Source organism: Streptomyces pyxinae (assembly GCF_024756275.1).
In the GTDB taxonomy this organism is placed as follows: domain Bacteria; phylum Actinomycetota; class Actinomycetes; order Streptomycetales; family Streptomycetaceae; genus Streptomyces; species Streptomyces pyxinae.
In genome coordinates, this window is record NZ_JANUGQ010000023.1 from 37603 (window position 1) to 64357 (window position 26755).

At 74.3% G+C, this 26755-nt stretch carries 20 protein-coding genes; 11 read left to right on the plus strand and 9 right to left on the minus strand.

Annotated features, from left to right (window positions below):
• Window positions 1–2 precede the first annotated feature (2 nt).
• The 5 genes from NX801_RS23155 to NX801_RS23175 form a co-directional block, all read right to left on the minus strand.
• The gene (locus tag NX801_RS23155) at window positions 3–1004 is read right to left on the minus strand and encodes an HpcH/HpaI aldolase/citrate lyase family protein (RefSeq protein ID WP_258789797.1); all 1002 of its coding nucleotides are present in this window, start codon (window positions 1002–1004) and stop codon (window positions 3–5) included.
• Window positions 1001–3028 carry a protein meaA gene (locus NX801_RS23160; RefSeq protein WP_258789798.1) on the minus strand — a complete coding sequence of 676 codons (2028 nt, stop codon included), beginning with the start codon at window positions 3026–3028 and terminating at the stop codon, window positions 1001–1003. Before NX801_RS23160 ends, NX801_RS23155 begins: the two co-directional genes overlap by 4 nt.
• 59 nt (window positions 3029–3087) lie before the next feature.
• Window positions 3088–4530 carry a crotonyl-CoA carboxylase/reductase gene (gene ccrA, locus NX801_RS23165; RefSeq protein WP_258789799.1) on the minus strand — a complete coding sequence of 481 codons (1443 nt, stop codon included), beginning with the start codon at window positions 4528–4530 and terminating at the stop codon, window positions 3088–3090.
• A gap of 489 nt (window positions 4531–5019) precedes the next feature.
• Window positions 5020–5850: a TetR family transcriptional regulator gene (locus tag NX801_RS23170; RefSeq protein ID WP_258789800.1), complete on the minus strand. Its 831-nt coding sequence runs from the start codon at window positions 5848–5850 to the stop codon at window positions 5020–5022.
• A gap of 91 nt (window positions 5851–5941) precedes the next feature.
• The gene (locus NX801_RS23175) at window positions 5942–7741 is read right to left on the minus strand and encodes a 3-hydroxyacyl-CoA dehydrogenase family protein (RefSeq protein ID WP_258789801.1); all 1800 of its coding nucleotides are present in this window, start codon (window positions 7739–7741) and stop codon (window positions 5942–5944) included.
• A 565-nt stretch (window positions 7742–8306) separates the two neighbouring features.
• On the opposite strand from NX801_RS23175, the gene NX801_RS23180 reads away from it, so the two are divergent.
• A complete protein-coding gene (locus tag NX801_RS23180; RefSeq protein WP_258789802.1) occupies window positions 8307–8921 on the plus strand; it encodes an adenylosuccinate lyase in 615 nt (204 codons plus the stop codon).
• A gap of 378 nt (window positions 8922–9299) precedes the next feature.
• Here the strand turns inward: NX801_RS23180 and NX801_RS23185 are convergent, their stop codons facing one another.
• Both NX801_RS23185 and NX801_RS23190 read right to left on the minus strand, forming a co-directional pair.
• Window positions 9300–9722, minus strand: coding sequence for a RidA family protein (locus NX801_RS23185; RefSeq protein WP_258789803.1), 423 nt, complete (start codon window positions 9720–9722; stop codon window positions 9300–9302).
• An 85-nt stretch (window positions 9723–9807) separates the two neighbouring features.
• Window positions 9808–10875, minus strand: coding sequence for an Rv2578c family radical SAM protein (locus NX801_RS23190; RefSeq protein ID WP_258789804.1), 1068 nt, complete (start codon window positions 10873–10875; stop codon window positions 9808–9810).
• A gap of 206 nt (window positions 10876–11081) precedes the next feature.
• Here NX801_RS23190 and NX801_RS23195 point away from each other — a divergent pair, with 206 nt between their 5' ends.
• A complete protein-coding gene (locus tag NX801_RS23195; RefSeq protein ID WP_258789805.1) occupies window positions 11082–11525 on the plus strand; it encodes an SRPBCC family protein in 444 nt (147 codons plus the stop codon).
• 424 nt (window positions 11526–11949) lie between these two features.
• Complete coding sequence (locus tag NX801_RS23200; RefSeq protein ID WP_258789806.1) at window positions 11950–14397, plus strand: MFS transporter; 2448 nt, start codon at window positions 11950–11952, stop codon at window positions 14395–14397.
• A 199-nt stretch (window positions 14398–14596) separates the two neighbouring features.
• On the opposite strand, the gene NX801_RS23205 is transcribed toward NX801_RS23200, so the two are convergent.
• Window positions 14597–15952: an ion channel protein gene (locus NX801_RS23205; RefSeq protein ID WP_258789807.1), complete on the minus strand. Its 1356-nt coding sequence runs from the start codon at window positions 15950–15952 to the stop codon at window positions 14597–14599.
• A 15-nt stretch (window positions 15953–15967) separates the two neighbouring features.
• The gene (locus NX801_RS23210; protein ID WP_258789867.1) at window positions 15968–16321 is read right to left on the minus strand and encodes a DUF7144 family membrane protein; all 354 of its coding nucleotides are present in this window, start codon (window positions 16319–16321) and stop codon (window positions 15968–15970) included.
• Window positions 16322–16815: 494 nt separating this feature from the next.
• Here NX801_RS23210 and NX801_RS23215 point away from each other — a divergent pair, with 494 nt between their 5' ends.
• The 8 genes from NX801_RS23215 to NX801_RS23250 all read left to right on the plus strand — a co-directional run bounded on the left by NX801_RS23215 (window position 16816) and on the right by NX801_RS23250 (window position 26665).
• Window positions 16816–17649, plus strand: coding sequence for a M55 family metallopeptidase (locus tag NX801_RS23215; RefSeq protein ID WP_258789808.1), 834 nt, complete (start codon window positions 16816–16818; stop codon window positions 17647–17649).
• On the plus strand, window positions 17642–19024 hold the full coding sequence (locus NX801_RS23220) for a M20/M25/M40 family metallo-hydrolase (protein WP_258789809.1): 1383 nt from the start codon (window positions 17642–17644) through the stop codon (window positions 19022–19024). The genes NX801_RS23215 and NX801_RS23220 overlap by 8 nt, the downstream gene beginning before the upstream one ends.
• Before the next feature lie 382 nt (window positions 19025–19406).
• Window positions 19407–21395 (plus strand): prolyl oligopeptidase family serine peptidase, encoded by a 1989-nt coding sequence (locus NX801_RS23225; RefSeq protein ID WP_258789810.1) that lies wholly within the window; start codon window positions 19407–19409, stop codon window positions 21393–21395.
• A gap of 197 nt (window positions 21396–21592) precedes the next feature.
• A complete protein-coding gene (locus NX801_RS23230; RefSeq protein ID WP_428986207.1) occupies window positions 21593–22465 on the plus strand; it encodes a S66 peptidase family protein in 873 nt (290 codons plus the stop codon).
• 161 nt (window positions 22466–22626) lie between these two features.
• On the plus strand, window positions 22627–23202 hold the full coding sequence (locus NX801_RS23235; protein WP_258789811.1) for a hypothetical protein: 576 nt from the start codon (window positions 22627–22629) through the stop codon (window positions 23200–23202).
• Window positions 23203–23205: 3 nt separating this feature from the next.
• Window positions 23206–24603 (plus strand): peptidoglycan-binding domain-containing protein, encoded by a 1398-nt coding sequence (locus NX801_RS23240; RefSeq protein ID WP_258789813.1) that lies wholly within the window; start codon window positions 23206–23208, stop codon window positions 24601–24603.
• Window positions 24600–25298 carry an ABC transporter ATP-binding protein gene (locus tag NX801_RS23245; protein WP_258789814.1) on the plus strand — a complete coding sequence of 233 codons (699 nt, stop codon included), beginning with the start codon at window positions 24600–24602 and terminating at the stop codon, window positions 25296–25298. Before NX801_RS23240 ends, NX801_RS23245 begins: the two co-directional genes overlap by 4 nt.
• Before the next feature lie 143 nt (window positions 25299–25441).
• The gene (locus NX801_RS23250; RefSeq protein ID WP_258789869.1) at window positions 25442–26665 is read left to right on the plus strand and encodes an ABC transporter permease; all 1224 of its coding nucleotides are present in this window, start codon (window positions 25442–25444) and stop codon (window positions 26663–26665) included.
• Window positions 26666–26755 lie beyond the last annotated feature (90 nt).

A 26755-nucleotide genomic window follows, 5' to 3' on the forward strand; every position in this document is an offset into this window, starting at 1 on the left:
GATCAGGCCTCCGGGGCTTCGAACGAGGTGGTACGGGTCATGCCGGCGGCCCGGCCCTTGCCGGAGATGACCAGCGCCATCTTCCGGCTGGCCTCGTCGATCATCTCGTCGCCGAGCATCGCCGAGCCCTTCTTGCCGCCCGCCTCGGACGTGTAGTAGGCGTACGCGTCCAGGATCAGTTCGGCGTGGTCGTAGTCCTCCTGCGAGGGCGAGAACACCTCGTTGGCGGCCTCCACCTGACCGGGGTGCAGCACCCACTTGCCGTCGAAGCCCAGGGCGGCGGCGCGGCCCGCCACCTCCCGGTAGCCGTCCACGTTCTTGATCTGGAGGTACGGCCCGTCGATCGCCTGGAGATCGTTGGCCCGGGCGGCCATCAGGATCTTCATCAGGATGTAGTGGTAGGCGTCCGCCGGGTAGCCGGGCGGCTGCTCGCCCACCACCAGGGACTTCATGTTGATGGACGCCATGAAGTCGGCGGGACCGAAGATGATGGTCTCGGTCCGGGGCGACGCCTGGGCGATCTCGTTGACGTTGTTGAGGCCCCGGGCGTTCTCGATCTGCGCCTCGATGCCGATCCGGCCGACCTCGAAGCCCATGGTCTTCTCGATCTGGGTGAGCAGCAGGTCGAGCGCCACCACCTGCTGGGCGTCCTGCACCTTCGGCAGCATCACGCAGTCCAGGTTCTGGCCCGCGCCCTCGACGACGGTGACCACGTCCCGGTACGTCCACTCGGTCGTCCAGTCGTTGACCCGGACCACCCGGGTCTTGCCCGTCCAGTCGCCCTCGTTGAGGAACTTCACGATGGTGTGGCGGGCCTCCGGCTTGGCCAGCGGGGCGCAGGCGTCCTCCAGGTCCAGGAAGACCTGGTCGGCCGGGAGCCCCTGGGCCTTCTCCAGGAAGCGGGGGTTGGAACCGGGCACCGCCAGACAGGACCGGCGCGGGCGCAGCCGGTTCACGGGGGTGGCCGGGCCGGCGGAACCGGCGGGGGTGGCGGGGCTGGTCATACGGCGACCTCCGGGAGGGTGAGGGGTTCGAGCTTGTTGGCGTCGCGGATCTCGTCGACGATACGACCGATGATCTCCGTGATGCCGAAGTCCTTCGGCGTGAAGACGGCGGCCACGCCCGCCCGCCGAAGTGCGGCCGCGTCGGCGTTCGGGATGATCCCGCCGACCACGACCGGAATGTCGCCGGCCCCGGCGGCCCGGAGCCGTTCCAGTACGTCCGGCACCAGCTCGGCGTGGGAGCCGGAGAGGATCGACAGGCCCACGCAGTGCACGTCCTCGGCGAGCGCGGCGGCGACGATCTGCTCGGGCGTCAGCCGGATGCCCTGGTAGACCACCTCGAAGCCGGCGTCCCTGGCCCGTACGGCGATCTGCTCGGCCCCGTTGGAGTGGCCGTCCAGACCCGGCTTGCCGACCAGCAGCCGCAGCCGCCCGGAGCCCAGCTCCCCGGCGGTCCGGGCCACCTTCTCCCGGACCAGGGCCAGCGGGGTGCCCGCCTCGGCGGTGACCGCGACCGGCGCGGAGGAGACCCCGGTCGGCGCCCGGAACTCCCCGAAGACGTCCCGCAGCGCCCAGGACCACTCGCCGGTCGTCACCCCGGCCCTGGCGCACTCCAGGGTGGCCGCGAAGAGGTTGCCGTCCCCGGCGGCGGTGGCCTTCAGCCCGGCCAGCGCCTCCTGGGCGCGGCCCTCGTCGCGGTTGTCCCGCCACTGGTGCAGGGCCGCCACCACCCGTGCCTCGTTGGCCGGGTCCACCGTCATGATGGCGGTGTCCAGATCGGCGGTGAGCGGGTTCTCCTCGGTGGTCTCGAAGATGTTGACGCCGACGATCTTCTCCTCGCCGGCCTCGATCCGGGCCCGCCGCTCGGCGTGCGAGGCGACCAGCTGGGACTTGAGATAGCCGGACTCCACGGCGGCCATCGCCCCGCCCATCTCCTGGATCCGGTCGATCTCGGCCAGGCACTGCTCCACCAGCGCCTCCACCTTGGCCTCGATCACATGGGAGCCGGCGAAGATGTCCTCGTACTCCAGCAGATCGCTCTCGTGCGCCAGCACCTGCTGGATGCGCAGCGACCACTGCTGGTCCCAGGGCCGCGGCAGGCCCAGCGCCTCGTTCCAGGCCGGCAGCTGCACGGCGCGGGCGCGGGCGTCCTTGGAGAGCGTCACGGCCAGCATCTCCAGCACGATCCGCTGGACGTTGTTCTCCGGCTGCGCCTCGGTCAGCCCCAGCGAGTTGACCTGGACCCCGTAGCGGAACCGGCGGTGCTTGGGGTTCTCGATGCCGTACCGCTCCCGGGTGATCCGGTCCCAGATCGCCCCGAAGGCGCGCATCTTGCACATCTCCTCGACGAAGCGGACGCCCGCGTTCACGAAGAAGGAGATCCGGGCCACCACATCGCCCCGCCGCTCCTCCGGCACCTGTCCGGAGGCGAAGACCGCGTCGAGCACCGCGATCGCCGTCGACATGGCGTACGAGATCTCCTGGACCGGGGTGGCGCCGGCCTCCTGGAGGTGGTAGCTGCAGATGTTGATCGGGTTCCACTTGGGGATGTGGTGGACCGTGTACGTGATCATGTCGGTGGTCAGCCGCAGCGAGGGGCCGGGCGGGAAGACATGGGTCCCGCGCGACAGGTACTCCTTGACGATGTCGTTCTGGGTGGTGCCCTGGAGCCGGGCGATGTCGACGCCCTGCTCCTCGGCGACCACCTGGTAGAGCGCCAGCAGCCACATCGCGGTGGCGTTGATCGTCATGGATGTGTTCATCTGCTCCAGCGGGATGTCCTGGAACAGCCGGCGCATGTCCCCGAGGTGCGAGACCGGCACCCCGACCCGGCCCACCTCGCCGCGGGCGAGGATGTGGTCGGGGTCATATCCGGTCTGGGTCGGCAGGTCGAACGCGACCGACAGCCCGGTCTGACCCTTGGCGAGGTTGCGCCGGTAGAGCTCGTTGGACGCCTCGGCGGTCGAGTGACCGGCGTAGGTCCGCATGAGCCAGGGCCGGTCCCGCTTGTTCTGGCGCTCTGTCATGGAGTGGCCTCAGTCCGGGTCGTCAGTCGTCAATCGTCAGTCGTGGGTGGTTGCTGTCGTCAGTCGTCGCCGCGGTGGCGGGCGGCCGGTTCCGTCGGGGAGCCGGTGCTGCCGGTGGCTTCCGTGGTGTCCTCCGCGCCCGCGGTGCCGGCGGGGGCGGAGCCGGTGGTGTCCCGGAACAGATTGATGGCGCGGAGGTGCTTCTCGCGGAGCTCGTGGTCGCGGACGCCGAGACCCTCGCGGGGGGCCAGGGCGAGGACGCCGACCTTGCCCTGGTGGACGTTGCGGTGGACGTCGTGCGCGGCCTGGCCGGTCTCCTCCAGGGGGTAGACCTTGGAGAGGGTGGGGTGGATCTTGCCCTTGGCGATCAGACGGTTGGCCTCCCAGGCCTCGCGGTAGTTGGCGAAGTGCGAGCCGATGATCCGCTTGAGCGACATCCACAGATAGCGGTTGTCGTACTCATGGGTGTAGCCGGAGGTGGAGGCGCAGGTGACCACGGTGCCGCCCTTGCGGGTGACGTAGACGGAGGCGCCGAAGGTCTCCCGGCCGGGGTGCTCGAAGACGATGTCCACGTCCTCGCCGCCGGTCAGCTCCCGGATCCGCTTGCCGAAGCGCTTCCACTCCCGGGGGTCCTGGGTGCGCTCGTCCTTCCAGAAGCGGTAGTCCTCGGCGTTGCGGTCGATGACCGCCTCGGCGCCCATCGCCCGGCAGATGGCCGCCTTCTCCGGCGAGGAGACCACGCAGATCGGGGTGGCCCCGCCGGCCAGCGCGAACTGGGTGGCGTAGGAGCCGAGCCCGCCGCTGGCGCCCCAGATGAGCACGTTGTCGCCCTGCTTCATCCCGGCCCCGTTGCGCGAGACCAGCTGCCGGTACGCGGTGGAGTTCACCAGCCCCGGAGCCGCCGCCTCCTCCCAGCTGAGGTGCTCCGGCTTGGGCATCAGCTGGTTGGACTTCACCAGCGCGATCTCGGCCAGACCGCCGAAGTTGGTCTCGAAGCCCCAGATCCGCTGCTCCGGGTCGAGCATGGTGTCGTTGTGCCCGTCCGAGGACTCCAGCTCCACCGACAGACAGTGGGCCACCACCTCGTCGCCCGGCCGCCAGGCGTTGACGCCCGGGCCGGTGCGCAGCACGACGCCGGCGAGGTCGGAGCCGATGATGTGGTACGGCAGATCGTGGCGCCTGGTGAGTTCGCTGACCTTGCCGTAGCGCTCCAGGAAGCCGAAGGTGGAGAGCGGCTCGAAGATCGAGGTCCAGACCGAGTTGTAGTTGACCGAGCTGGCCATGACGGCCACCAGGGCCTCGCCCGGGCCGAGTTCGGGCACCGGCACATCGTCGATGTGCAGGGACTTGCGGGGATCCTTGTCGCGGGTGGTGAGCCCGGCGAACATCTCCGTCTCGTCCTTGTGGACGGTCACCGCGCGATACGACTCGGGCAGCGGCAGCGCGGCGAAGTCGGCGGACGTGGTGTCCGGGGACTGGATGGCGTCCAGGATTTCCTTCACGGGATTGCCTCCGGCGAAGCGGGTGCGGGGAGTCCGAGGGAAGACCCCCGCGAGGGTCGAGGGATGGGTGCTGCTGTGGAGGGGCCGTCGGTTCGGCCGGGGGTGGTGCGGGTGATGCCGGCAGCGCTGGGTGGTGCGCGAAGTGGCCTGTGACGCAGGCGACCGGGCGCGCACTCCGGGGGGAGTGCGGGGACAGCCGGCGCACGAGGAGGTCTCTGCGCGCCGGCCGCCCGGACCACTTCAACGTATGACACCGGGTGCCAAGTGACAAGACACTGAGTGCCAGAATTTTCACTCGGATGAAACCTGTCGGACACAGATGAGCGATGATCGATCGTCGTGGGGAAGGGATGCGGACAGAGCGGGGCAAAGGCGCCACGAGCGAGCACGAGCGAGCACGGGAGAGAGGGCGCCGCCCGCCGGGACCGGAAAACGCGGAACCGGCCCCTCGCGAGGGACCGGTTCCGGAGACTGGGGGAGCGGCGTGGCTCAGCGGGTGCTGAGCGCCTGCTCGATGGTGCGCATGACCTCGTCCAGCGGCGCGTCGGTGCGGGCCACCGCCACCAGGACATCGCCCTGGGCGCTCACCGAGGCGGCCGTCGCGGCCCGTGCCGGGGCGCCGCCCGCACGGCCCACGCCTATCCCGCTGCCGAAGGTCTTCCGGACGATCCCGAAGGCGTGGTCGAGCTGGGCCTCCACATCGCCCCGCCCGCCCGCCCGCAGCCAGCGGCGCAGCACATGGTTGTGCGCGGTGACCACCGCCGACGCCGCCACCTCGGCCAGCAGCGGGTCGGCGTTGCCGTCGTGGTGGTCGCGCTCGTCGAAGTGACCCAGCAGATAGCGGGTGAACAGCCGCTCGTAACGGGCCACCGAGGCGATCTCGCGCTCCCGCAGGGTCGGCACCTCACGCGTGAGCCGGTACCGCTCCACCGAGAGGGCCGGGGAGGCGGCGTACATCTTCATGACCTCTTTGATGCCCCGGCAGACCGTGTCGAGCGGGTGCTCGTGCGCCGGCGCCGCGTTCAGCACCGCCTCCGCCCGCACCAGGGTGTCGTCGTGGTCCGGGAAGATCGCCTCCTCCTTGGAGCGGAAGTGGCGGAAGAAGGTCCGCCGGGCGACCCCGGCCGCCGCCGCGATCTCGTCCACGGTGGTCGCCTCGTACCCCTTGGTGGCGAACAGCTCCATGGCCGCCGCCGCCAGTTCGCGGCGCAGCTTCAGCCGCTGGGCGGCCGCGCGGGTGCCGGCGGTGCCCTCCGGGGCGTCGGGGGGCGCGGTGGCGGCACGGGCGGGACGTCGGGCGGCATCAGCGGGCTGGGACATGCCTGAAACGTACTGCATTCGAGGGTCGGGCCGCGCCCGGCGGGACGGGCCGCCCGGCGGACCGAGCAGCCCTCCCCACTCCCCGTACGCCTCAGCGCCTGGCATATTCGCGGAAACCGCGCCCCGTCTTGCGGCCCAGGCAGCCCGCGGCCACCAGATGCTCCAGGAGCGGCGCGGGCGCCAGACCCGGGTCGCGGAACTCCCGGTGCAGCACCTTCTCGATGGCGAGCGAGACATCGAGCCCGACCACGTCCAGCAGCTCGAACGGGCCCATCGGATAGCCGCCGCCCAGCCGCATCGCCGCGTCGATGTCGTCCAGCGAGGCGTAGTGCTCCTGGACCATCTTGATCGCGTTGTTGAGGTAGGGGAAGAGCAGCGCATTCACGATGAACCCGGCCCGGTCACCGCAGTCCACCGGGTGCTTGCGGATCCGCCCCGTCACCTCCCGGACGGTGGCGTGCACGTCGTCGGAGGTGAGCACGGTACGCACCACCTCGACCAGCTTCATGGCCGGCGCCGGGTTGAAGAAGTGCATCCCGATCACGTCCGCCGGGCGGGAGGTGGCCCGGGCGCAGGCGATCACCGGCAGCGAGGAGGTGGTGGTGGCGAGGATCGCGCCGGGCCGGCACACCTTGTCCAGGGTGGCGAACAGCTCCCGCTTCACCTCCAGGTCCTCGGCCACCGCCTCCAGCGCCAGGTCCACCCCGGCGAAGGCGTCCAGCGAGCCGGCCGGGGTGATCCGGGCCAGCGTCTCGTCACGCGCGGCGGCGGTCAGCCGGCCCTTGGCGACCGAGCGGTCCAGCGAGGCCGCGATCCGGGCCCGGGCCGCCTCGGCCTTCTCCGGCGACCGGGCGGCGAGCACCACGGCGTACCCGGCCTTGGCGAAGACCTCGGCGATGCCGCTCGCCATGGTGCCGGACCCGGCCACGCCGACCGAGCGGATCTCCCGGGTGCCGCCGCCCGGGTCCGCCGCCGAACCGGGCGCCGGGACGGCCGGGGTGAGCGGGTCGGGGACCACCACCGGGCTGCCGGGGGCCTCGTAGGTGTAGAAGCCCCGGCCCGCCTTGCGGCCCGTCAGCCCGGCCTCGCTCAACTGCCGCAGGATCGGCGCGGGCGCGTGCAGCCGGTCCTGGGAGGCGGCGTACATGGCGTCGAGCACGGTCCGGGCGGTGTCGACGCCGATGAGGTCCAGCAGGGCGAGCGGGCCCATCGGCAGTCCGCAGCCCAGCCGCATCGCCGCGTCGATGTCCTCCCGGGAGGCGTACCGGGACTCGTACATCGCGGCGGCCTGGTTGAGATAGCCGAAGAGCAGCCCGTCCGCGACGAAGCCCGGCCGGTCCCCGACCGCGACCGCCTCCTTGCCCAGCTCCTGGGTGAGGGTGGTGACGGCGGCGACGGCGGCGGGCGAGGTGAGCACCGAGGAGACCACCTCCACCAGCTTCATCGCCGGGGCCGGGTTGAAGAAGTGCAGTCCGAGCACGCGCTCCGGGCGGGCCGACTCGGCGGCCAGCCGGGTCACCGAGAGCGCGTTGGTGCCGGTGGCGAGGATGGTGTCCGGGCGGACCACGGCGTCCAGCTCGCGGAAGACCCGCTGCTTGAGCTCGTACGACTCGGGCACGACCTCGATCACCAGGTCGGCGCCGGCGGCGGCGCGCAGATCCGTGAAGACGCGGAAGCGGGAGAGGATGTCGCGCCGCTCCTCCTCGGTGATCCGTTCCCGGGCCACCGACCGGGCGGTGGTGGCGGCCAGCGCGGCGGTCGCCCGGGCGGTGGCGGCCTCGCTGATGTCGATGCCGATCACCTCGCGGCCGGCCCGGGCGAGGACTTCGGAGATACCGGCGCCCATGGTGCCGAGACCGACGACGGCGACGGTGGAGAGAGGGGTGTCCATCAGGGGACTCCAGAGTGGGGTGACGACTGATGAGGGGCGCGCGGGAACCGGCCGGAGGTGCCGCGGACACGGCCCCGGCCGGCGCGTCACCCGGCATCGCGTGACGGCACGGAGCGCGTGCGGCACGGAAGGGGTGAGACGAGAACCTGGGCGGTCCGGAGCGGTCCGGGAAGAGCCGGACACACGCGGAGGGGTGACGGGTCGCGGAGCCGCGAGAGCGCGGAGCGGGGCGCCGCGCAGGCGCGGTGAAGAGGGGCGACGGACCCTGTCCCGGGGCCACGCCGTACTGCACTGCCGTACCGCACCGAGGTGCGCACTGCCGCTTTGCCGAACCGACGGCGCTCGCGGCGGCTGCGTCACCAGGCCGCCACGAGGGGAGCGGGGCCGGAGGCCCCACGGGTGTGCGGGGCGGTCGCCCCGCGACGCGGAAGACACCGCGCGGGTGTGGCCCGCCCGGGTGAATCCCGCTCATCAGAGATTAACCGGCGGGTAACGAGCGCGCCAGTCCCGGGCAATCGCCGGATTTCTGTGATCCGGCTCTCGCTCCCGCCGGATACTGACGACCATGGACGAGACCCAGGACGAGGAGTTCCGCTCGCTCATCGACCGGCTGCGCGACGAGGCCGGCGGCTCGCCCGGCTGGGAAGGGCTCACCACCACCGGGGACACCGAGCGGCTCGCCGGCGTCCTCACCGCGCCCGGACAGCCGCTTTGGGCGCGGGAGACGGCCGCCTTCCGGCTGGGGCTGGCCGGCGACCGGCGGGCCTTCGAGCCGCTGGTGCTGCTCCTCAACCACCGCGATCCGGAGCGCTGTGTCTCCGCCGCCCACGCCCTCACCCGGCTCGGTGACCCGCGCACGCCCCGCGCGGCCGCCGCGCTCGCCACCAATGAACTGCGCGTCGGCTATGCGCTGACCCCGGTACGGCTGCTCACCGCGCTGCGCGCCCCGGAGTCCGTACCGGCGCTGATCACGGTGCTGGAACGGCGGCTGGCGGCGGTGGGCGACCCCTACTGGCGGGTGGCGCTCGCCTGCGCCGAGGGCCTGGGCGCGCTGGGGGACCCGCGCGCCCGCCCGGTGCTGCGCGCCGCCCTGCGCCACCCCCGCCTCACCCGGGCGGCCACCGAGGCGCTGGCCCGGCTGCCGGAGGAGGACGAGAGCGAGGACGCCGCGTCGGAGTGAGCGGCCGGCACCCGGGGGAGGCGGGGCCGGACCGGACCGGGCCCCGGGCCGATGCCCGGGGGTCGGGCCGGCGCCCGGCGGCGGGTGCGCCGTACAGGGGCCGGTCCGGGTCGGCGCTCGGCGGCGGACGCGGACCGGCTCGGGCCGCGGGAGCGGGTGTGACGGGACCGGACCGGCGTGGCGTCCGGAGCGGGTGTGACTCGATCGGGCGCGGGGGCGGGTACGACCGGATCGGGCGCGGGAGCGGTGGCGACCGCACCGGAGCGGGTGTGACCGCACCGGTACCCGCGTCCGGAGCGGGTGCCACCGGATCGGGCGCGGCGGCGGGTGGCACTGGACCGGGCCCGGGTCCGGGTGTCCGGCAGGCGCGCGGGGTCGCTACAGCGGCCGGGGTCCCTCCGGGAGGACGGCGAACGCCTCGATCTCCAGCAGCAGTTCCGGCCGGGCCAGCGCTGTTACCCGGACGGCGGAACCGGCCGGCGGGTGCGCCGGGTCGATCACCGCGTCCCGCGCCGCCCGCACCGCCGGCAGATGGGCCGCGTCGGTGACGTAGTACGTCAGCTTGATCACGTCATCGAAACCGGCGCCCGCCGCCGCCAGGCAGCGGGCGAGGTTGGCGAAGATCTGCCCCGCCTGGGCCGCCGGGTCGCCCGCGCCGACCGGCCGACCCGCCTCGTCCAGGGCGGTCTGGCCGGATATCGCGATGAACCGGCCGCTGCCCCAGACGACATGGCTGTGGCCGTCGCCGGGGGCGATGCCCTCGGGCGCGCGCACATGGGTGAGGTGGGTGGGCGGAGTCATGACGGACATCCTCTCCCATACCGCCGGCAATCCCGTACGGCGCCGGGCGCGCGGGGATCCTCCGGCCTCCCGTCCCGGAGCAGGCCTAGAGCAGCGTGAGCTGGGTCGGCCCGGCCGGTTCCGGCTCCTGGCCCCCGGCACCGGCACCACCGGTGCCTCCGGCTGCCGGACCGGGTGCCGGGTGGCGGGCCGCGCCCCGCCGGGCGGGACCGATGCCGAACTCGTCGGCCAGCTCGTGCACCTGACGGGTGATGCGCCGCTGGTACCAGGTGGGGGCGTAGGAGCCGCCCGCGTACAGCCGCTCGTACCGCGCCACCAGATACGGGTGGTGGCGCCCCAGCCAGGCCATGAACCACTCCCGCGCCCCGGGCCGCAGATGGAGCACCAGCGGTGTGACCGAGGTCGCACCGGCGGCGGCGATCGCCCGGACGGTCTCCCGCAACTGCTCGGGACGGTCGCCGAGGAACGGCACCACCGGCGCCATCAGCACCCCGATCCCGAAGCCGTGGTCGGTGAGGGCCCGTACGACGTCCAGCCGGCGCTCCGGGGAGGGGGTGCCCGGCTCGACCGTCCGCCACAGCTCCGGGTCGGTGAAGCCCACCGAGACCGAGACCCCCACCTCGGTCACCCCGGCGGCCCGGACCAGGAGGTCCAGATCGCGCAGGATCAGCGTGCCCTTGGTGAGGACCGAGAACGGGTTGGCGTGTTCGGTGAGCGCGCCGATGATGCCGGGCATCAGCCGGTACCGGCCCTCGGCCCGCTGGTAGCAGTCGACATTGGTGCCCATGGCGATGTGCTCGCCGTGCCAGCCGGGCGCCGCCAGCCGCCGGCGGAGCAGCTCCGGGGCGTTGACCTTCACCACGATCTGCGAGTCGAAGCCGAGCCCGGTGTCCAGGTCCAGATAGCCGTGCGTCCGGCGCGCGAAGCAGTAGACGCAGGCGTGGGTGCAGCCCCGGTAGGGGTTGACCGTCCAGGTGAACGGGACCCGGGACGCGCCCGGCACCCGGTTCACGATCGAGCGGGCCCGGACCTCGTGGAAGGTGACGCCCCGGAACTCGGGGGTGTCGAAGGTGCGGGTGGTGACCGTCTCCGCGTCGAACAGGGCGGGAACGGCGGGGGCGGCCGGGTGGTCGCTCAGGTTGTCCCAGCGCATGGACGCCTCCTCGGTGGTGCGGAGCGCCAGAATAGAACAAACGTTCCCATGATCGCTTGGGCCGCGCCCGGAGCGCGCCGCCGGGCCGGCCCGGCGGCCGGGTGCGTCCGGTCGGCCGGACCCGGATTTGGGCCGCCCGGGCCCGGGTGGTTGGCTGGTGCCCCACCCCGGGGAACGGCCCGGGAACGAGCGCTGGAGGACAGGGCATGGCGCAGGTCGAGGCCACGACGGAGCGGGTCATCGGGGCGGACGCGGAGAAGGTGTTCGACGCCCTCGCCGACTACCGGGGCACCCGTGCGAAGCTGCTGCCCGAGCACTTCAGCGAGTACGAGGTGCGCGAGGGCGGCGACGGCGAGGGCACCCTGGTGCACTGGAAGCTCCAGGCCACCAGCAAGCGCGTCCGGGACTGTCTGCTGGAGGTGTCGGAGCCGACCGACGGCCAGCTCGTGGAGAAGGACCGCAACTCCTCCATGGTCACCACCTGGACCGTCACCCCGGCCGGCACCGGCCGCTCCCGGGTCGTCGTCACCACCGTCTGGAACGGCGCCGGCGGCATCGGCGGCTTCTTCGAGAAGACCTTCGCGCCCAAGGGCCTCGGCCGCATCTACGACGCGGTGCTGGCCAAGCTCGCCGCCGAGACGGAGCAGTAACCGGACGTACGGAAGGGCGGCGGGGCGGGCCCGGGCCGCCGGGCCCCCCCCCCCGCGTCCGGCGGCGGATTCGCCGGACGGCCCGCCCGGACGCGCCTGGCCCCGGACGGCCGGCGTCCGGGGGGGCGGTTCCCGTCGCCGGATGGTCCGGAGCGGCACCCGGCCCGTCCCGCAGATCACCGATTCGGGTGGTCTTCCGGCCCGGTTCCACGGTCGGCGGACCCCCGGCCGGTATGCCGGGCCCCGGGGATAACGCCTGTTCGGCGCCGGATGCCTGGTCCCGCCGGCGCCCCGTCACCCCCGGAAGGCCCCGCGTTCCCCGCCTTGCCCCGCTTGCTCCCGCTCGGCGCCCGATGCGAAGAATGACGCCGCGTCACGCCGACCGACGGGCGCGGTGCGGGCGCGCGGCGAGGGGAGCGGTTTCGTGGGTGCGAGCACACTGCTGAACGGCGTACCGGTGGAGGACCCGCCGGCCCCCGGCACCCCCGCGCGAGGCGGGCCGCCGGGCGCCGAGCCGCCGGCCGGCGGGCCGGAACTCGAACCGCGCCGGGTGCGGGTGGTCTTCCTCGCCCTGATGCTCGCGCTGCTGCTGGCCGCGCTGGAGCAGATGATCGTCGCCACCGCCCTGCCGAAGATCGTCGGTGAACTGCAGGGTCTGGACCGGATGTCCTGGGCGATCACCGCCTATCTGCTGACCGCCACCGTCACCCTGCCCGTCTACGGCAAGTTCGGCGATCTCTACGGCCGCAAGGGCGCCTTCCTCTTCGCCATCGTGGTCTTCGTGATCGGTTCCGCGCTGGCCGGCTGGTCGCGCACCATGAACGAGATGATCGCCTTCCGGGCCGTCCAGGGTGTCGGCGCGGGCGGACTGGTGATCGGGGTGCAGGCGATCATCGCGGACCTCGTCCCGCCCCGCAGGCGCGGCACCTACATGGGGCTCATCGGCGCCGCCTTCGGCCTCGCCTCGGTGGCCGGGCCGCTGCTCGGCGGCTTCTTCACCGACCACGCCTCCTGGCGCTGGTGCTTCTGGTTCAACGTCCCCCTCGGCGTCGTCACGCTGGCCGTGGTCGCCGCGGTGCTCCGGCTGCCCCGGCCGGCCGCCCGGGGCCGGTTCGACCTGCTGGGCACCCTGTTCCTCACCGCCGCCTCCACCTGCCTGGTGCTCCTCACCAGCTGGGGCGGGACCGAGTACGCCTGGGGCTCCCGGGTGATCGTCGGACTGCTCTGCGGCGCGGCCGGCACCATTCTGCTGTTCGTCGCCGTGGAGAGCCGCGCCGCCGAACCGCTGATCCCGCTGCGCCTCTTCCGCGACCCGGTCTTCACCGTCACCAACCTGGTCGGCGCCGTCACCGGCGTGGCGCTCTTCGGCGCCGCCGCCTATCTGCCGACCTATCTCCAGATGGTCGACGGGGTGAGCGCCACCGCGTCCGGGCTGCTGGTGCTGCCGATGATGGCCGGGCTGGTGGGCGCCTCCATGGTCGCCGGCCGGCTGATGACCCGTACCGGCCACTACACCGTCTATCCGGTGGTGGGCATCGCGCTCTCGCTCCTCGGCATGTGGCTGCTCTCCCGGCTGGACGCCGGCACCCCCCGGCTGTACTCCGGCATCTGGCAGGCGGTGCTCGGCATCGGCCTCGGCCTGGTGATGCCGGTGCTCATCCTCGCCGCGCAGAACTCCGTACCGCCCGCCGACGTCGGCACCGCCACCAGCGCCCACAACTACTTCCGGCAGATCGGCGGCAGCATGGGCGCCGCCGTCTTCGGCACCCTCTTCGCCGCCCGCCTCGACCGCGCGCTGGACAGCAGGCTGCCCAGCGGGACCACCGGCCTGCCCGACCCCGAGTCGATCACCCCGGAGGTGGTGCACGCTCTGCCGCCCGCGCTGCGCGACGGCTACATCCAGGCGTACGCGGAGGCGATGCCGCGCATCTTCCTCTACCTCGTCCCGGTCCTCGTGCTCGGGCTGTTCCTCGCCTTCTTCCTCAAGGAGAAACCGCCGGTGTCCCAGAACGCCCCCGCAGCCGACACCCCCGGCGCGGTCACCGTGACCGTTCCGGACCTCACCCTCCCCGCCGGGCCGCTCCCGGCGGCCCGGGAGGCCGCCGCCCCGCCGCCGGGGATCGCGGTGCGCGGGGCGGTCCTGCACCACGACGGCAGCTCGGTCCCGGGCGCCGCGCTGACCCTCATCGACGACCGGGGCCGGCAGGTCGGGCGGGGTGCCAGCGAGGAGGACGGACGGTACGCGCTGAGCGTGCCGGGGCCGGGCGCGTACGTCCTGATCGGCGCGGCCCGCGGGCACCAGCCGCAGGCCGTCCAGGTCACCGTGGACGACCGCGCCGTCGAACTCGATGTGCTGCTCGGCGGCGCCGGGCGGCTCGCGGGGACCGTGGTCACCGCCGACGGCTCCCCGGTCCGGGACGCCGCCGTCACCCTCACCGATGTACGCGGTGAGGTGGTCTCCTCCACCCGCAGCGGCTGGGACGGCGGCTACGCGATCGGGGAGCTGGTGGCCGGCGAGTACACCCTCGCCGCCAGCGCCCCCGCCTTCCGGCCCGCGGCCCTCCCGGTGAGCGTGCAGGCCGCCCGGGAGACCCGCCAGGACATCGAACTGGCCGGTGGGGCGGTGCTGCGCGGCACCGTACGGGCGAACGGCGGCCGGATCGTGGAGGACGCCCGGGTCACTCTGCTCGACGCGGCCGGCAATGTGGTCGCCACCCTCACCACCGGCGTGGACGGCACCTTCCGGTTCGTCGATCTGCCGTCCGGCGAGTACACCGTGATCGCCGCTGGCTACCCGCCGGTGGCCACCGTGCTGCGGGTGGCGGGCGGCGGGCGCACCGAACGCGACCTCCAGCTCGGCCACGAGTACTGAGCGGACCGCGTCGCGGAGCGAGCGGGGTACGGGTACGCGGGGCCGGGCGGCGTACCGGCGGGGCGCGGGCATGGGCGGTACGGGACCGGCGGTACGGGGCCGAGCGCCCTGCGGGCGAGCCCGCCACCGGGTACGCGCCCGGCACACCGGCGTACCGGCCGGTCGGAGGCCTGGCGCGGGGCGGACGGTCAGGGGCCGGTCAGGGCCCGGGCGCGGCCGGCCGGGCCACCATCACCGGCCGGCCGGTCACCAGCAGCCAGGCGGGCAGCGCGGCCACGCAGAGCAGCGGCAGCAGGGTGAGGTCGGCGGCGAGCGCGGCGGCCACGAAGAGGCTCAGCCAGCCCTGCCGGGTGGTCGCCAGCAGCACCCCCAGCACGGCGGTGGTGACGGCGAGCGCCAGGGGGACGGCCGGCACCAGGGCGTGGGCCAGCATCCCCAGCGCCACCCCGGTGAAGACGGCGGGGAAGATCCGGCCGCCCTGGAACCCGCAGCAGGCGGCGACCAGCAGCGCGGCCAGCTTCACCACCGCGAGCAGCGCCAGGTTCCCGGGGCCGTGCCCCGCCGGATCGGCGGCCAGCTCCCGGATCTGGTCCAGGCCCTTGAAGAGGGTCAGCGTCCCGCCCAGCACGCCGAGCGCGCCCAGCACCGCGCCGCCGGCGGTCAGCCGGAGCACCGGGTGGCGCAGCCGGTGGAAGGCGCCGTGGACGTACGGGAAGGCGTAGGCGCCGGTGAGCGCGACGGCGGCCGAGGCGGTGGCGATCACCAGCGCGGCCAGGCAGTCGGCCGGCCGGGTGCCCGGGTAGGGCGGCAGGTCCATGGCGAAGACCGGGGCGTCGATCAGCACCGTGGTCACCGCGCCCGCCCCGGCCGCCACCAGCGGGGCGAAGAGCCGGTCCCAGAGCGGCCGGGGATCGCGCGGGTCCATCGCCTCGGAGAGCACCAGGGCCGCCGCGACCGGGGTGCCGAAGAGCGCCCCGATGGTGCCGGCCGCCGCGAGACCGGCCCAGACGGCCACCGGGACCCCGGGCAGCGCCCGCAGCCCGAGGGCGCAGGCCAGCGCGATGTTCAGCGAGGTGACCGGGTTCTCAGGACCCAGACTGACCCCGCCGGCCAGGCCCAGGACGACCGCGACGGCCACCCCCGGCAGCACCCGGAGCGGGAGCGGCGGGTCGATCAGCCCCCGGGTGGCCGGATCGGGCCCGGTCCCGCCCGGGAACCGCCACACCACCAGGCCCACCGCCACCCCGGTCGCGCAGAGCGTCCCGAAGATCCAGGGGGCCGAGGCCCCGGAGACCCCGAGCGCCCCGGGCAGCGCCCGCCAGAGCGCATCCTCCAGCCGGCCGGCGACCACGCTCACCGCCAGCAGCACCAGTGCCGCCCCCGCCCCGGCGAGCACCGCCGGCACCACCAGCACCAGCAGCCGCCGCCGCGCGGACGGCGCGTCGGGCCGCGGGGAGCCGCCCGCGCCGGAGGCGGCGGACCCCGGGCGGCCGTGCGGGTCGGGAGCGGCGGGCCCGGAGGGTTCCGGCGGCCCGGACGGCGGCGGGGGCGGCATCGCGGCGGACCGGTGTCAGAGCGCGGCCGGGCCCCGCTCCGAGCAGAGCGCCCAGATGACGAAGACCCCGATGGCGATGGAGACGACCGCCCAGACCGGCGAGTACGGCAGCCACATGAAGTCGGCGATCACGGCCAGCGCGGCGAGCGCCACCCCGGCCGCCCGCGCCCAGAGCGCGCCGCGCAGGATGCCCGCGCCGACCACCGCCAGCACGATGCCGAGCACCAGGTGGATCCAGCCCCACGCCGGGACGCTGAACTTGAAGACGTACTCGCCCAGCCGCCCGTACACGTCGTCACGGCCGATCCCGGCGACCCCGACCAGCATCCCGAGCACGCCCTGCACCAGCAGCAGGACCCCGGCGAACATGGCGCCGCCGAGCGCCCAGGGGCTCTCCTCGCGATGCGGTCCGCCGGCCCCCTCGTGATGGGCGTGGGCGTGGGCCGCCGCCCCCTGGGGGGTACGGCGGCCCGGAGCGGCGGGGCCGCCTGACGTACTGCTCATGGGTCACCCTCTCTTCCGGCTGCCCGGTCCGGAAGCCGTCCGGCCCGTCCGGCCCGCCGGGCGCTCCGTCCGGCCCGTCCGGCTGCCCTCCGAGCCTGGGGCGGCCGCCGCCCCCGGGCGACCGGACGGCGGCCATTCGCATGACGGACCCCGGGCCGCCGCCCGGTCCCGGGGAGCCCGGAAGGCCGGGGCCCGGGCGGGCGCGAGCGCGTACCCGGGCCCCGGCCCGTGCCGGGTCCGTCACCGGTTCGCATGCTGGACAGGGCGGGTGCGCCGGGCCGAGACTGACGAGGCCGCCGCCCCGGGCCGGAGCCGCCGGGCGGGGTTCGGCGGTGGGACGGCCGGGAACAGAGGGACGCATGAAGATCCTGATCAGCGCCGACATGGAGGGTGCGACCGGGGTGACCTGGCCGGCCGACGTCCTCCCCGGGAGCCCGCAGTGGGAGCGGTGCCGCGCCCTGTTCACCTCCGATGTGAACGCGGCCGTCCTGGGCTTCTTCGACGGCGGCGCGGACGAGGTGCTCATCAACGAGGCCCACTGGACCATGCGCAATCTGCTGCTGGAGCGGCTGGACGAGCGCGCCGAAATGATCACCGGCCGGCACAAGACGCTCTCCATGGTCGAGGGCGTCCAGCACGGGGACGTGGACGGGATCGCCTTCGTGGGTTACCACACCGGGGCCGGCACCGAGGGCGTGCTGGCCCACACGTATCTCGCCAATTCGATCACCGGTGTCTGGCTGAACGGCGACCGGGCGAGCGAGGGCGCGCTCAACGCCCGGGTCGTCGCGGAGTACGGCGTGCCCGTCGTCCTGGTCACCGGCGACGACCTGACCTGCGAGGACGCCCTCGGCTACGCCCCGGAGGCCCGCAAGGTGGCGGTCAAGGACCATGTCTCCCGGTACGCGGCGGTCTGCCGCACCCCCACCCGTACGGCGGCCGACATCCGTGCCGCGGCCAAGGAGGCGACCGCGCTGGCCGTACGGTACGAACCGGTGCGGGGCGGACCGTTCACCGTGGAGGTGGAGTTCGACGCGGAGCACCTCGCCGCGGCGGCCACCGTCGTACCCGGGGTGGCGGTCCGCGGCGAGCGGCGCGTCGCCTACACCTGCGGGACGATGTACGAGGCCATCCGCACCTTCAAGGCGGTCACCACGATCGTCTCGGCAGCGGTGGAGGAGCACTATGGCTGACAGCACACGTCCCACGACCCCCGCCGGCGTCTCCGGACCGGGCGCCCCCGGGAACGACGGTCCGGGCGACCAGGCTCTCGACGAGGTGGTGACCTTCACCTCCGAGCTGATCCGGATCGACACCACCAACCACGGCGGCGGCGACTGCCGGGAGCAGCCGGCCGCCGAGTACGCCGCCGAGCGGCTCACCGGGGCCGGTCTGGAACCGGTTCTGCTCGAACGCACCCCGGGCCGCACCAATGTGGTCGCCCGGATCGCGGGCACCGACCCGTCCGCCGACGCCCTCCTCGTCCACGGTCATCTCGACGTGGTGCCCGCCCACCCCGACGACTGGGCCGTCCACCCGTTCTCCGGCGAGATCCGGGACGGCATGGTCTGGGGCCGGGGCGCCATCGACATGAAGAACATGGACGCGATGATCCTCTCGGTGGTCCGCGACTGGGCCCGCCGGGGCGTCCGGCCCCGCCGGGACGTGGTGGTCGCCTTCACCGCCGACGAGGAGGCCAGCGCCGTCGACGGCTCCGGGTTCCTCGCCCGCCACCACCCCGAGCTGTTCGAGGGCTGTACCGAGGCCATCGGGGAGTCGGGCGCCTTCACCTTCCACGCCGGTCCCGATCTGGCGCTCTACCCGGTGGGCGCGGGGGAGCGGGGCACCGGCTGGCTGAAACTCACCGCCGACGGCAGGGCCGGACACGGCTCCAAGGTCAACCGGGAGAACGCGGTGAGCCGGCTGGCCGCCGCCGTCGCCCGGATCGGGGAGTACCGCTGGCCGGTCCGCCTCACCCCGACCGTACGGGCCGCGCTCACCGAGACCGCCGCGCTGTACGGCATCGACATCGACCCGGACGACCCGGACTTCGACGCGGACGCGATCCTCGCCAAGCTGGGCCACGCCGGCGCGCTGATCGAGCCGGTGATCCGCAACAGCGCCAATCCAACCATTCTGCAAGCCGGTTACAAGGTGAACGTGATCCCCGGGACCGCCACCGCCCATGTCGACGGACGGTTCGTGCCGGGCGGCGAGGAGGAGTTCACCGCCACCATGGACCAGCTCACCGGGCCGGACGTGGACTGGGAGTTCCAGCACCGGATGATCGCCCTGGAGGCGCCGGTCGACTCACCGACGTACGCGCGGATGGCCGAGGCGCTGAAGCGCTTCGACCCGGACGCGCATGTGGTGCCGTACTGCATGTCGGGCGGCACGGACGCCAAGCAGTTCGCCCGGCTCGGCATCACCGGCTACGGTTTCTCACCGCTCCAACTGCCCATCGGCTTCGACTATCAGGCGCTCTTCCACGGCGTGGACGAGCGGGTCCCGGTCACCGCGCTCCACTTCGGGGTACGGGTCCTGGACCACTTCCTGCGGCACGCCTGAGCCGGGCGTGCCCCGGGTAACGGCCCGGAGCCGGCGGCGGGCGGGGCGAGGGACGAGGGGGAGCGGCCACGACGAGCACCAGGGCACGACACGCATCAGGGCACAGAGCACGACGAGCATCGGGGCACAGAGCACGACGAGCACCGGGGCACAGGGCACGACGGGCACCACGGGCGCGGCACGCGAGCGCCACGCGATCGCCGCGCCTGCGCGGAGCCGCCGGCGCGTACGCCCGGGCACGCCTGAGCGCCTCCGAGTACTCCAGGAGCACTCGTGAGCACTCCTCAGCACTCCGGAGTGCTCCCGGAGACTCCTGAAGGCTCCTGAGCAACGCCGACCACGAGCACCACGCGGAACACCGGGACGTAAGGGGAAAATGTTCATGGTACCCACGGGCACCTACGGGGCCTGGCCGTCACCCATCGACGCGGCGCTCGCCGCCGCGCACTCGGGACGCCCCGACTACGTCGGAGTCGTCGGCGACGAGGTGTGGTGGACCGAGCCGCGCCCCGCCGAGGGCGGCCGCCGGGCCCTGGTCCGCCGGCTCCCGAACGGCACCGGGGAGCCGCTGCTCCCCGCCCCCTGGGACGTACGCAGCCGGGTGATCGAGTACGGCGGGCAGCCCTGGGCCGGCGCGGTGCGCCCCGGGGAGGCCGGGCCACTGCTGGTCTTCAGCCACTTCCCCGACCAGCGGCTCTACCTCCATGAGCCGGGCGGCGACGGCGAACCCCGGCCGCTCACCCCCCTCTCCGCCACCAGCGGCGGACTGCGCTGGGCCGACCCGGTCATCCACGCCGACCGGGGCGAGGTCTGGTGCGTACTGGAGGAGTTCACCGGTGCGGGGCCGGGTGACGTACGCCGGGTCGCCGCCGCCGTACCGCTGGACGGCTCGGCCGCCGGCGACCGGGGCGCGATCCGCGAACTCACCGACGACAGCCACCGGTTCGTCACCGGACCGCGTCTCTCGCCGGACGGCCGCCGGGCCGTCTGGCTGGCCTGGGACCACCCCCGGATGCCCTGGGACGGCACCCTGGTGCTGACCGGCGAGGTCACCGCCGAAGGACCGTTCACCGGGATCCGCCAGGTGGCCGGCGGTCCCGAGGAGTCGGTGTGCCAGGCCGACTGGGCGCCGGACGGCTCGCTGCTCTACCTCTCCGACGCCGGCGACTGGTGGGAGCCGTACCGGTTGCGCCCCGGCGCGGACGAGGCCGTCCCGCTCTGTCCGGGCCGGGCCGAGGAGTTCGGCGGCCCGCTCTGGCGGATCGGGCTCAGCTGGTTCCAGCCGCTGGCCGACGGCACCGTGGCCGTGGTCCACGGCCGGGGCGCCACCAGCCTGGGCATACTCGACCCGGAGACCGGCGAGCTGGTCGACGCCCCGGGCCCGTGGACCGAGTGGGCGCCCGGGCTCGCCGCCGACGGCACCCGGGTCGTCGGCGTGGCCGCCAGCCCGCGCAGCGCCTACGAGGTGGTGGAGCTCGACACCCGGACCGGCCGCACCCGGGTGATCGGCTCCCCGCACCGGGACGCGGTCGACCCCGCGTACTATCCCGAACCCCACATCCGTACCTTCACCGGGCCGGACAACCGGGAGATCCACGCCCACATATACCCACCGCACAACCCCGACCGGGTCGCCCCGGACGACGAACTGCCGCCCTATGTGGTGTGGGCGCACGGCGGCCCGACCGGCAACGCCCCGCTCGTCCTGGACCTGGGGATCGCCTACTTCACCTCGCGCGGCATCGGAGTCGCGCAGGTCAACTACGGCGGCTCCACCGGCTACGGTCGCGCCTACCGCAACCGGCTCCGCGAGCAGTGGGGCGTGGTGGACGTGGAGGACTGCGCCGCCGTGGCGGAGGCGCTCGCCGCCGAGGGCACCGCCGACCCGGCGCGGCTCGCCGTCCGGGGTGGCAGCGCCGGGGGCTGGACCGCCGCCGCCTCCCTCGCCACCACCGGGGTCTACGCCTGCGGCACCATCTTCTTCCCGGTGCTGGACCTCGACGGCTGGGGATCGGGGGAGACCCATGACTTCGAGTCGCGCTATCTGGAGTCGCTCATCGGGCCGTTCGAGGAGGTGCCGGGCCGCTACCGGGAACGGTCGCCGATCGAGCACGTCGACGGGATCACCGCGCCCTTCCTGCTGCTCCAGGGGCTGGACGACGTGATCTGCCCGCCCACGCAGAGCGAGCGGTTCCTCGCCCGCACCGCCGGTCGCGGCGTCCCGCACGCCTATCTCGCCTTCCCCGGGGAGGGTCACGGCTTCCGCAGGGCGGAGACCGTGATCCGCGCCCTGGAGGCCGAAATGGCGCTGTATGTGCAGGTGTTCGGCATCGACCGGGACGATGTGCCGCCGCTGGAGCTGCGGACATGACCGGCACACCCGGGGCCGGGACGGGCGGGAAGCCCGGAGCCGGAGGGAGGACCGGGACCGGCGGGGCGGCCGGGGGCGGCGGAGGACCGGCCACGGCCGGCCGGTCCTCCGCCGGCCGGCCGGCCACCGGGGCGGGTGCTCCGCCGGTACACCCGGTACGCCCCCGGCGGCTGCGCCCCGGTGACCGGGTGGCCGTCGTGGCGCCCAGCGGCCCGGTGCTCCAGGAGCGGGTGTGGGCGGGCGCGGACCTGCTGCGGAGCTGGGGTCTCCAGCCGGTGGTGATGCCCCATGTGCGCGATGTGCACCCGGAGTTCGGCTATCTGGCGGGCACCGACGAGGACCGCGCCGGGGATCTCACCGCCGCCTGGTGCGACCCCTCGGTGGCGGCGGTGTTCTGTGCCCGGGGCGGCTACGGCGCCCAGCGGACGGCCGAGTTGCTCGACTGGGACGCGATCCGGGCGGCGGGCCCCAAGGTGTTCGTCGGCTTCAGCGATGTGACCGCGCTCCATGAGGCGTTCGCCGTCCGGGCGGGGTTCGCCACCCTGCACGGGCCCATGACCGGCACGGTCGCCTTCCTCAAGGACGGCCCCACCCAGGAGTCGTTGCGGGCCACCCTGTTCGCCCCCGAGTCGGTCCGGGTGCTCGCCCCGCCCGCCGCCCGGCCGCTGGTCCCGGGCCGGGCGCACGGGGTCACCCTGGGCGGCTGTCTGGCGCTGCTCGCCGCCGAGGCGGGCGTCCGGGGCGCCCGGGGCTCCGCCGCCGGTGGGCTGCTGTTCCTGGAGGACACCGGCGAGGAACCGTACCGGCTCGACCGGATGCTGACCCAGCTGCTGCGCTCCGGGTGGCTGGCCGGGGTGGCCGGGGTGGCGCTCGGTACCTGGGAGGGCTGCGGCGCCCACCCGGCCGTCCGGGCCACCCTGCTCGACCGGCTGGGCGGGCTCGGGGTGCCGTTGGTGGAGCACTTCGGCTTCGGCCACGGCCCGACCTCGCTCACCGTCCCGCTCGGCGTGCCCGCCACGCTCGACGCCGGCGCGGGCACCCTGACCCTGGACGGCCCGGCACTGCTCTGACGGGCGCGCCGGACGCGCCGGCGCGGGTAAGTCCCCGGCGACCGCGGCCGATCGCATCCCCGGCTGACAGGTTCTTCAAGAGTTCTTCATGGGCTCCGGCCTACGGTCGGCACGCCCGCCGCACCCGCGGCCGGGCGCCGACGGGAGGAGCGGGAGAGCCGATGAGGACGAACCGGGTACTGCTGGCCGCAGTGGCGCCGGTCCTGGCGATCGCACTGGCCGGTTGCGGCGGCGACGACGGCGGCGCGAAGATCCCGACGGCCGGCGGCGGCGCCTCCACGGCGGCCGGCAAGGAGGGCGGCAGGAGCGATCTCGCCGCGTATGTCGAGGGCAAGCGCGCCTGGGTGAAGTGCCTGCGTGACAACGGCGTCCAGATCGACGACCCGGACGAGAAGGGGGAGATCGATCTCGGCGACGGCGACACCGTGCGCGGCCTGAAGAAGGACCCGAAGTTCCTGGCGGCCGTCAAGAAGTGCGAGTCGGTCGACCCGCCCGCCCCCGAGGGCCTGGAGAAGTCGCTCAATCCGCTCACCCCCGAACAGATCAAGGTGCGCAGGGACTACGCCGACTGCATGCAGAAGAACGGTGCCCCCGACTTCCCCGCGCCGGGTCCGGACGGTTACGACAGCGAGAACGCGGGTGAGTGGAACCAGAGTTCGGCCGGTGCCAAGCGCGCCGCCCGGCTGTGCGCCCCCGTCCTCGGCGTACCCGCCGTCCCGCCGTCGGCCAAGGGCTGACGGATGACGGAGACGGTGAGGCGGACCGACGGAGCGGACGAGGACGCGGGCATGGGGGCGGGCGTGGGGGCCGCCGCGCCGCCCCCGCCGCGCCGCCGCCGTACGGCGCTGATCGCCTCGGCCGTGGTCGTGGTGGCCGCGGTCGCCGTCGCCGGCGCGCTGGGGCTGGGCGGTGGCGGGGACGAGGGCCCGGCCGTCCCGCCCCGGTCCGGCTCGCTCGTCCCGGTGACCCGGGAGACCCTGACCGAACGCACCACGGTGGACGGCGAACTGGGCTACGGGACGGAGCTGCCCCTGCCGGTCAAGGCGGTGGGCACCGTGACCTGGCTGCCGGAGCAGGGCAGCACGGTGGGGCGCGGCGGCACGCTGCTGCGGGTGGACGACCGTCCGGTGATTCTCCTGTACGGCACGCTGCCGATGTACCGGGATCTGGGACCGGCTCCGCGGGAGAGCGGTTCGGACGACAAGAGCGCCGGCGGCCGGGGCACGGGCGAGAGCGGTGGACAGCGGACCGAGGGAAGCGGAAAGCCCCCGGACCCCGCGGGGACCCCGGCGGCCGGGGGCACCGGTGACGGCGCGGGCAAGGGTGGCGGCGGGCGCACCGGTGATGGCGCGGCTACGGGTGGCGGCGCGGGTACCGGTGAGAGCGCGGGCACGGGCGACGGCGGGAGCACCGGGGCCGCCACGGCGCCGCAGGATCCGAAGGGGGCGGATGTCATGCAGTTCGAGTCGAACCTGGCGGCCCTGGGCTACACCGGCTTCACGGTGGACGAGGAGTTCACCGCCGGCACGGCCCGGGCGGTCAAGCGCTGGCAGAAGTCACTCGGTCTGCCGCAGACCGGCACGGTCGGTGCCGGAGATGTCATCTACGCGTCGGGCACGGTGCGCATCGGCCAGGCGGGCGGGCGGCCGGGGTCGGCCGTCGGTGAGAACACCCTCGGCTACACCGGCACCTCGCGGCAGGTGATCGTCGACGCCTCGGCGGCGGACGCCGCCTGGGCCGTGCGCGGGGCGGCCGTCACGGTCGAGCTGCCCGACGGCAGGGCGGTGGAGGGCACGGTGGCGTCGATCGGCAAGCGGGCGGCGGCACCCGAGGGCGGCGGCGAAGGCGGTACGGGACAGGCCGGGGCGACCGTGCCGGTGACCGTCGCGCTCCGGGACCAGCGGGCCGCGGGGGAGCTGGAGAGCGGCCCGGTGACGGTCGAGTACGTCGGGCGTCAGGCCAGGAACGTGCTGAGTGTGCCGGTCTCCGCGCTGGTCGCGCTGGCCGAGGGCGGGCACGGCCTGGAGACGGCGGAGGGACGGTTCGTCGCCGTGCGGACCGGGCTCTTCACCGAAGGCAGGGTCGAGGTCAGCGGTCCCGCGATCCGTGAGGGCATGAAGGTGAGGATTCCGGAGTGACGGCGGTCGTGGAGTTCGACGCGGTGTCCAAGACCTATCCGGGCGGGGTGACCGCGGTGCGGGACGTGAGCATGCGCGTCGAACGGGGGGAACTGGTCGCGATCGTCGGCCCTTCCGGCTCCGGGAAGTCGAGCATGCTCAACCTCATGGGCAGTCTCGACCGCCCCACCGCCGGCCGGGTGCTGGTCGAAGGACACGATGTGGCGGCCCTGTCGGACCGGGAGGTCTCCGCCCTGCGGGCCACCCGGATCGGCTTTGTCTTCCAGCAGTTCCACCTCGCCGTCGGCGTCCCCGTGCTCGACTCGGTGGCGGACGGCCTGCTCTACGCGGGCGTCCCGGTGCGCCGCCGCCGGGCCAGGGCGGCCGCGGCGCTGGAGCGGGTCGGGCTCAGCCACCGCGTCCACCACCTGCCGCACCAGCTCTCGGGCGGCGAGCGACAGCGCGTCGCGGTGGCCCGCGCGGTGGTCGGGGAACCGTCCGTGCTGCTGGCGGACGAGCCGACCGGAAACCTCGACTCCGTCTCGGGTGCCGCCGTGCTGACCCTGCTGCGCGAACTCAACGCCGCCGGCACGACCGTGGTCGTCATCACCCATGACCGCGCGATCGCCGCCGAGCTGCCCCGCCGCGTCGAGCTGCGCGACGGCCGTCTGGTCGCCGACACGGCGTCGGCCGCGAGGATCGGGGTGCCCCGGTGACGGGCCGTACGGCCGGCCCGGCCGGTCCGACCGACCCGGTCGGCGGGGAGGGCCGGGCCGGCGGGGAGGTTCCGGCCGGCCAGGGCGACCGGGACCAGGCCCCGGAGGGCGTGCGGGCCTCCGCCGTGGGGCCGGCCCCGGAGGTGCCCGCCCCGGTCGGGGCGGCCGTACCGCCGCGGTCGCGGCCGCGTGCCGCCCGGCTCGGTCCTTCCGACCTCGTGCGGCTCGGCGGCACCGGGCTGCGCACCCGTCCCGTACGCGTCTTCCTCTCCGCGCTCGGCATCGCCATCGGCGTCGCGGCCATGATCGCGGTGGTCGGGATCTCCGGCTCCGGACAGGCGGAGGTGGACCGCCGGCTCGACGCGCTGGGCACCAACCTGCTGCGGGTCTCCCCGGGCAGGACCCTCGCCGGGGAGCAGGCGCGGCTTCCCCGGGAGTCCGTGCCGATGATCCGGCGCCTTCCGCCGGTGCGGCAGGCCGCCGCCGTCGGTGAGACCGGTGCCCATGTCTACCGCAACGAGCGGATCACCGTGGGCCGCACCGGATCCCTCACCGTGGTCGCCGCCGGAGCGGACCTGCTGCCGGCCATCGGCGGCGGGGTGCGCGCGGGCCGCTGGCTGGACTCCACGACGGAGAAGTTCCCGACCGTCGTGCTGGGGGCGACCGCCGCCCAGCGGCTCGACGTCTACACACCGGGCACCCGGCTGCGGATCGGCGGCGACTGGTTCTCGCTGATCGGCGTCCTCGATCCGGTGCCGCTCGCCCCGGAGCTGGACAGCGCGGCACTGATCGGCCGGCCGGTCGCCCAGCGGCTGCTCGGCTTCGACGGTCACCCGTCGACGGTCTATGTCCGGGCCGAGGACAGCCAGGTCGGCGCGGTGCGGTCCGTGCTCGCGGCGACGGCGTACCCGGAGAAGCCGGGCGAGGTGAAGGTCTCCCGGCCGTCCGACGCGCTCGCCGCCCGGGAGGCAACCGAGTCGGCGCTCACCGGCCTGCTGCTCGGTCTCGGCGGTGTGGCCCTGCTGGTCGGTGGCGTCGGGGTCGGGAACACCATGGTCATCTCGGTTCTGGAGCGCCGTCCGGAGATCGGTCTGCGCCGGGCCCTGGGGGCGACCAGGGGGCAGATCCGCACCCAGTTCGTGATGGAGTCGCTGCTGCTGTCGCTCATCGGCGGGCTGGGCGGAACGGTGCTGGGGACGCTGATCACCGCGGCCTACGCCGTCAGCCGGGACTGGCCGACGGTGGTCCCGGCGTGGGCGAGCGCGGCCGGTGTCGGCTCGACCCTGGTGATCGGCATGGTCGCGGGCCTGTATCCGGCGGTCCGGGCGAGCCGGCTGTCACCGACGGAGGCGCTGGCAGGCACCTGATCCGTTGGGGGAAAGGGAAAGGGGCCGGGGACGGCCCGTCCGGACCGTCCCCGACCGCGCGGCACGGCATCACGGTGCCACCGCGAGATG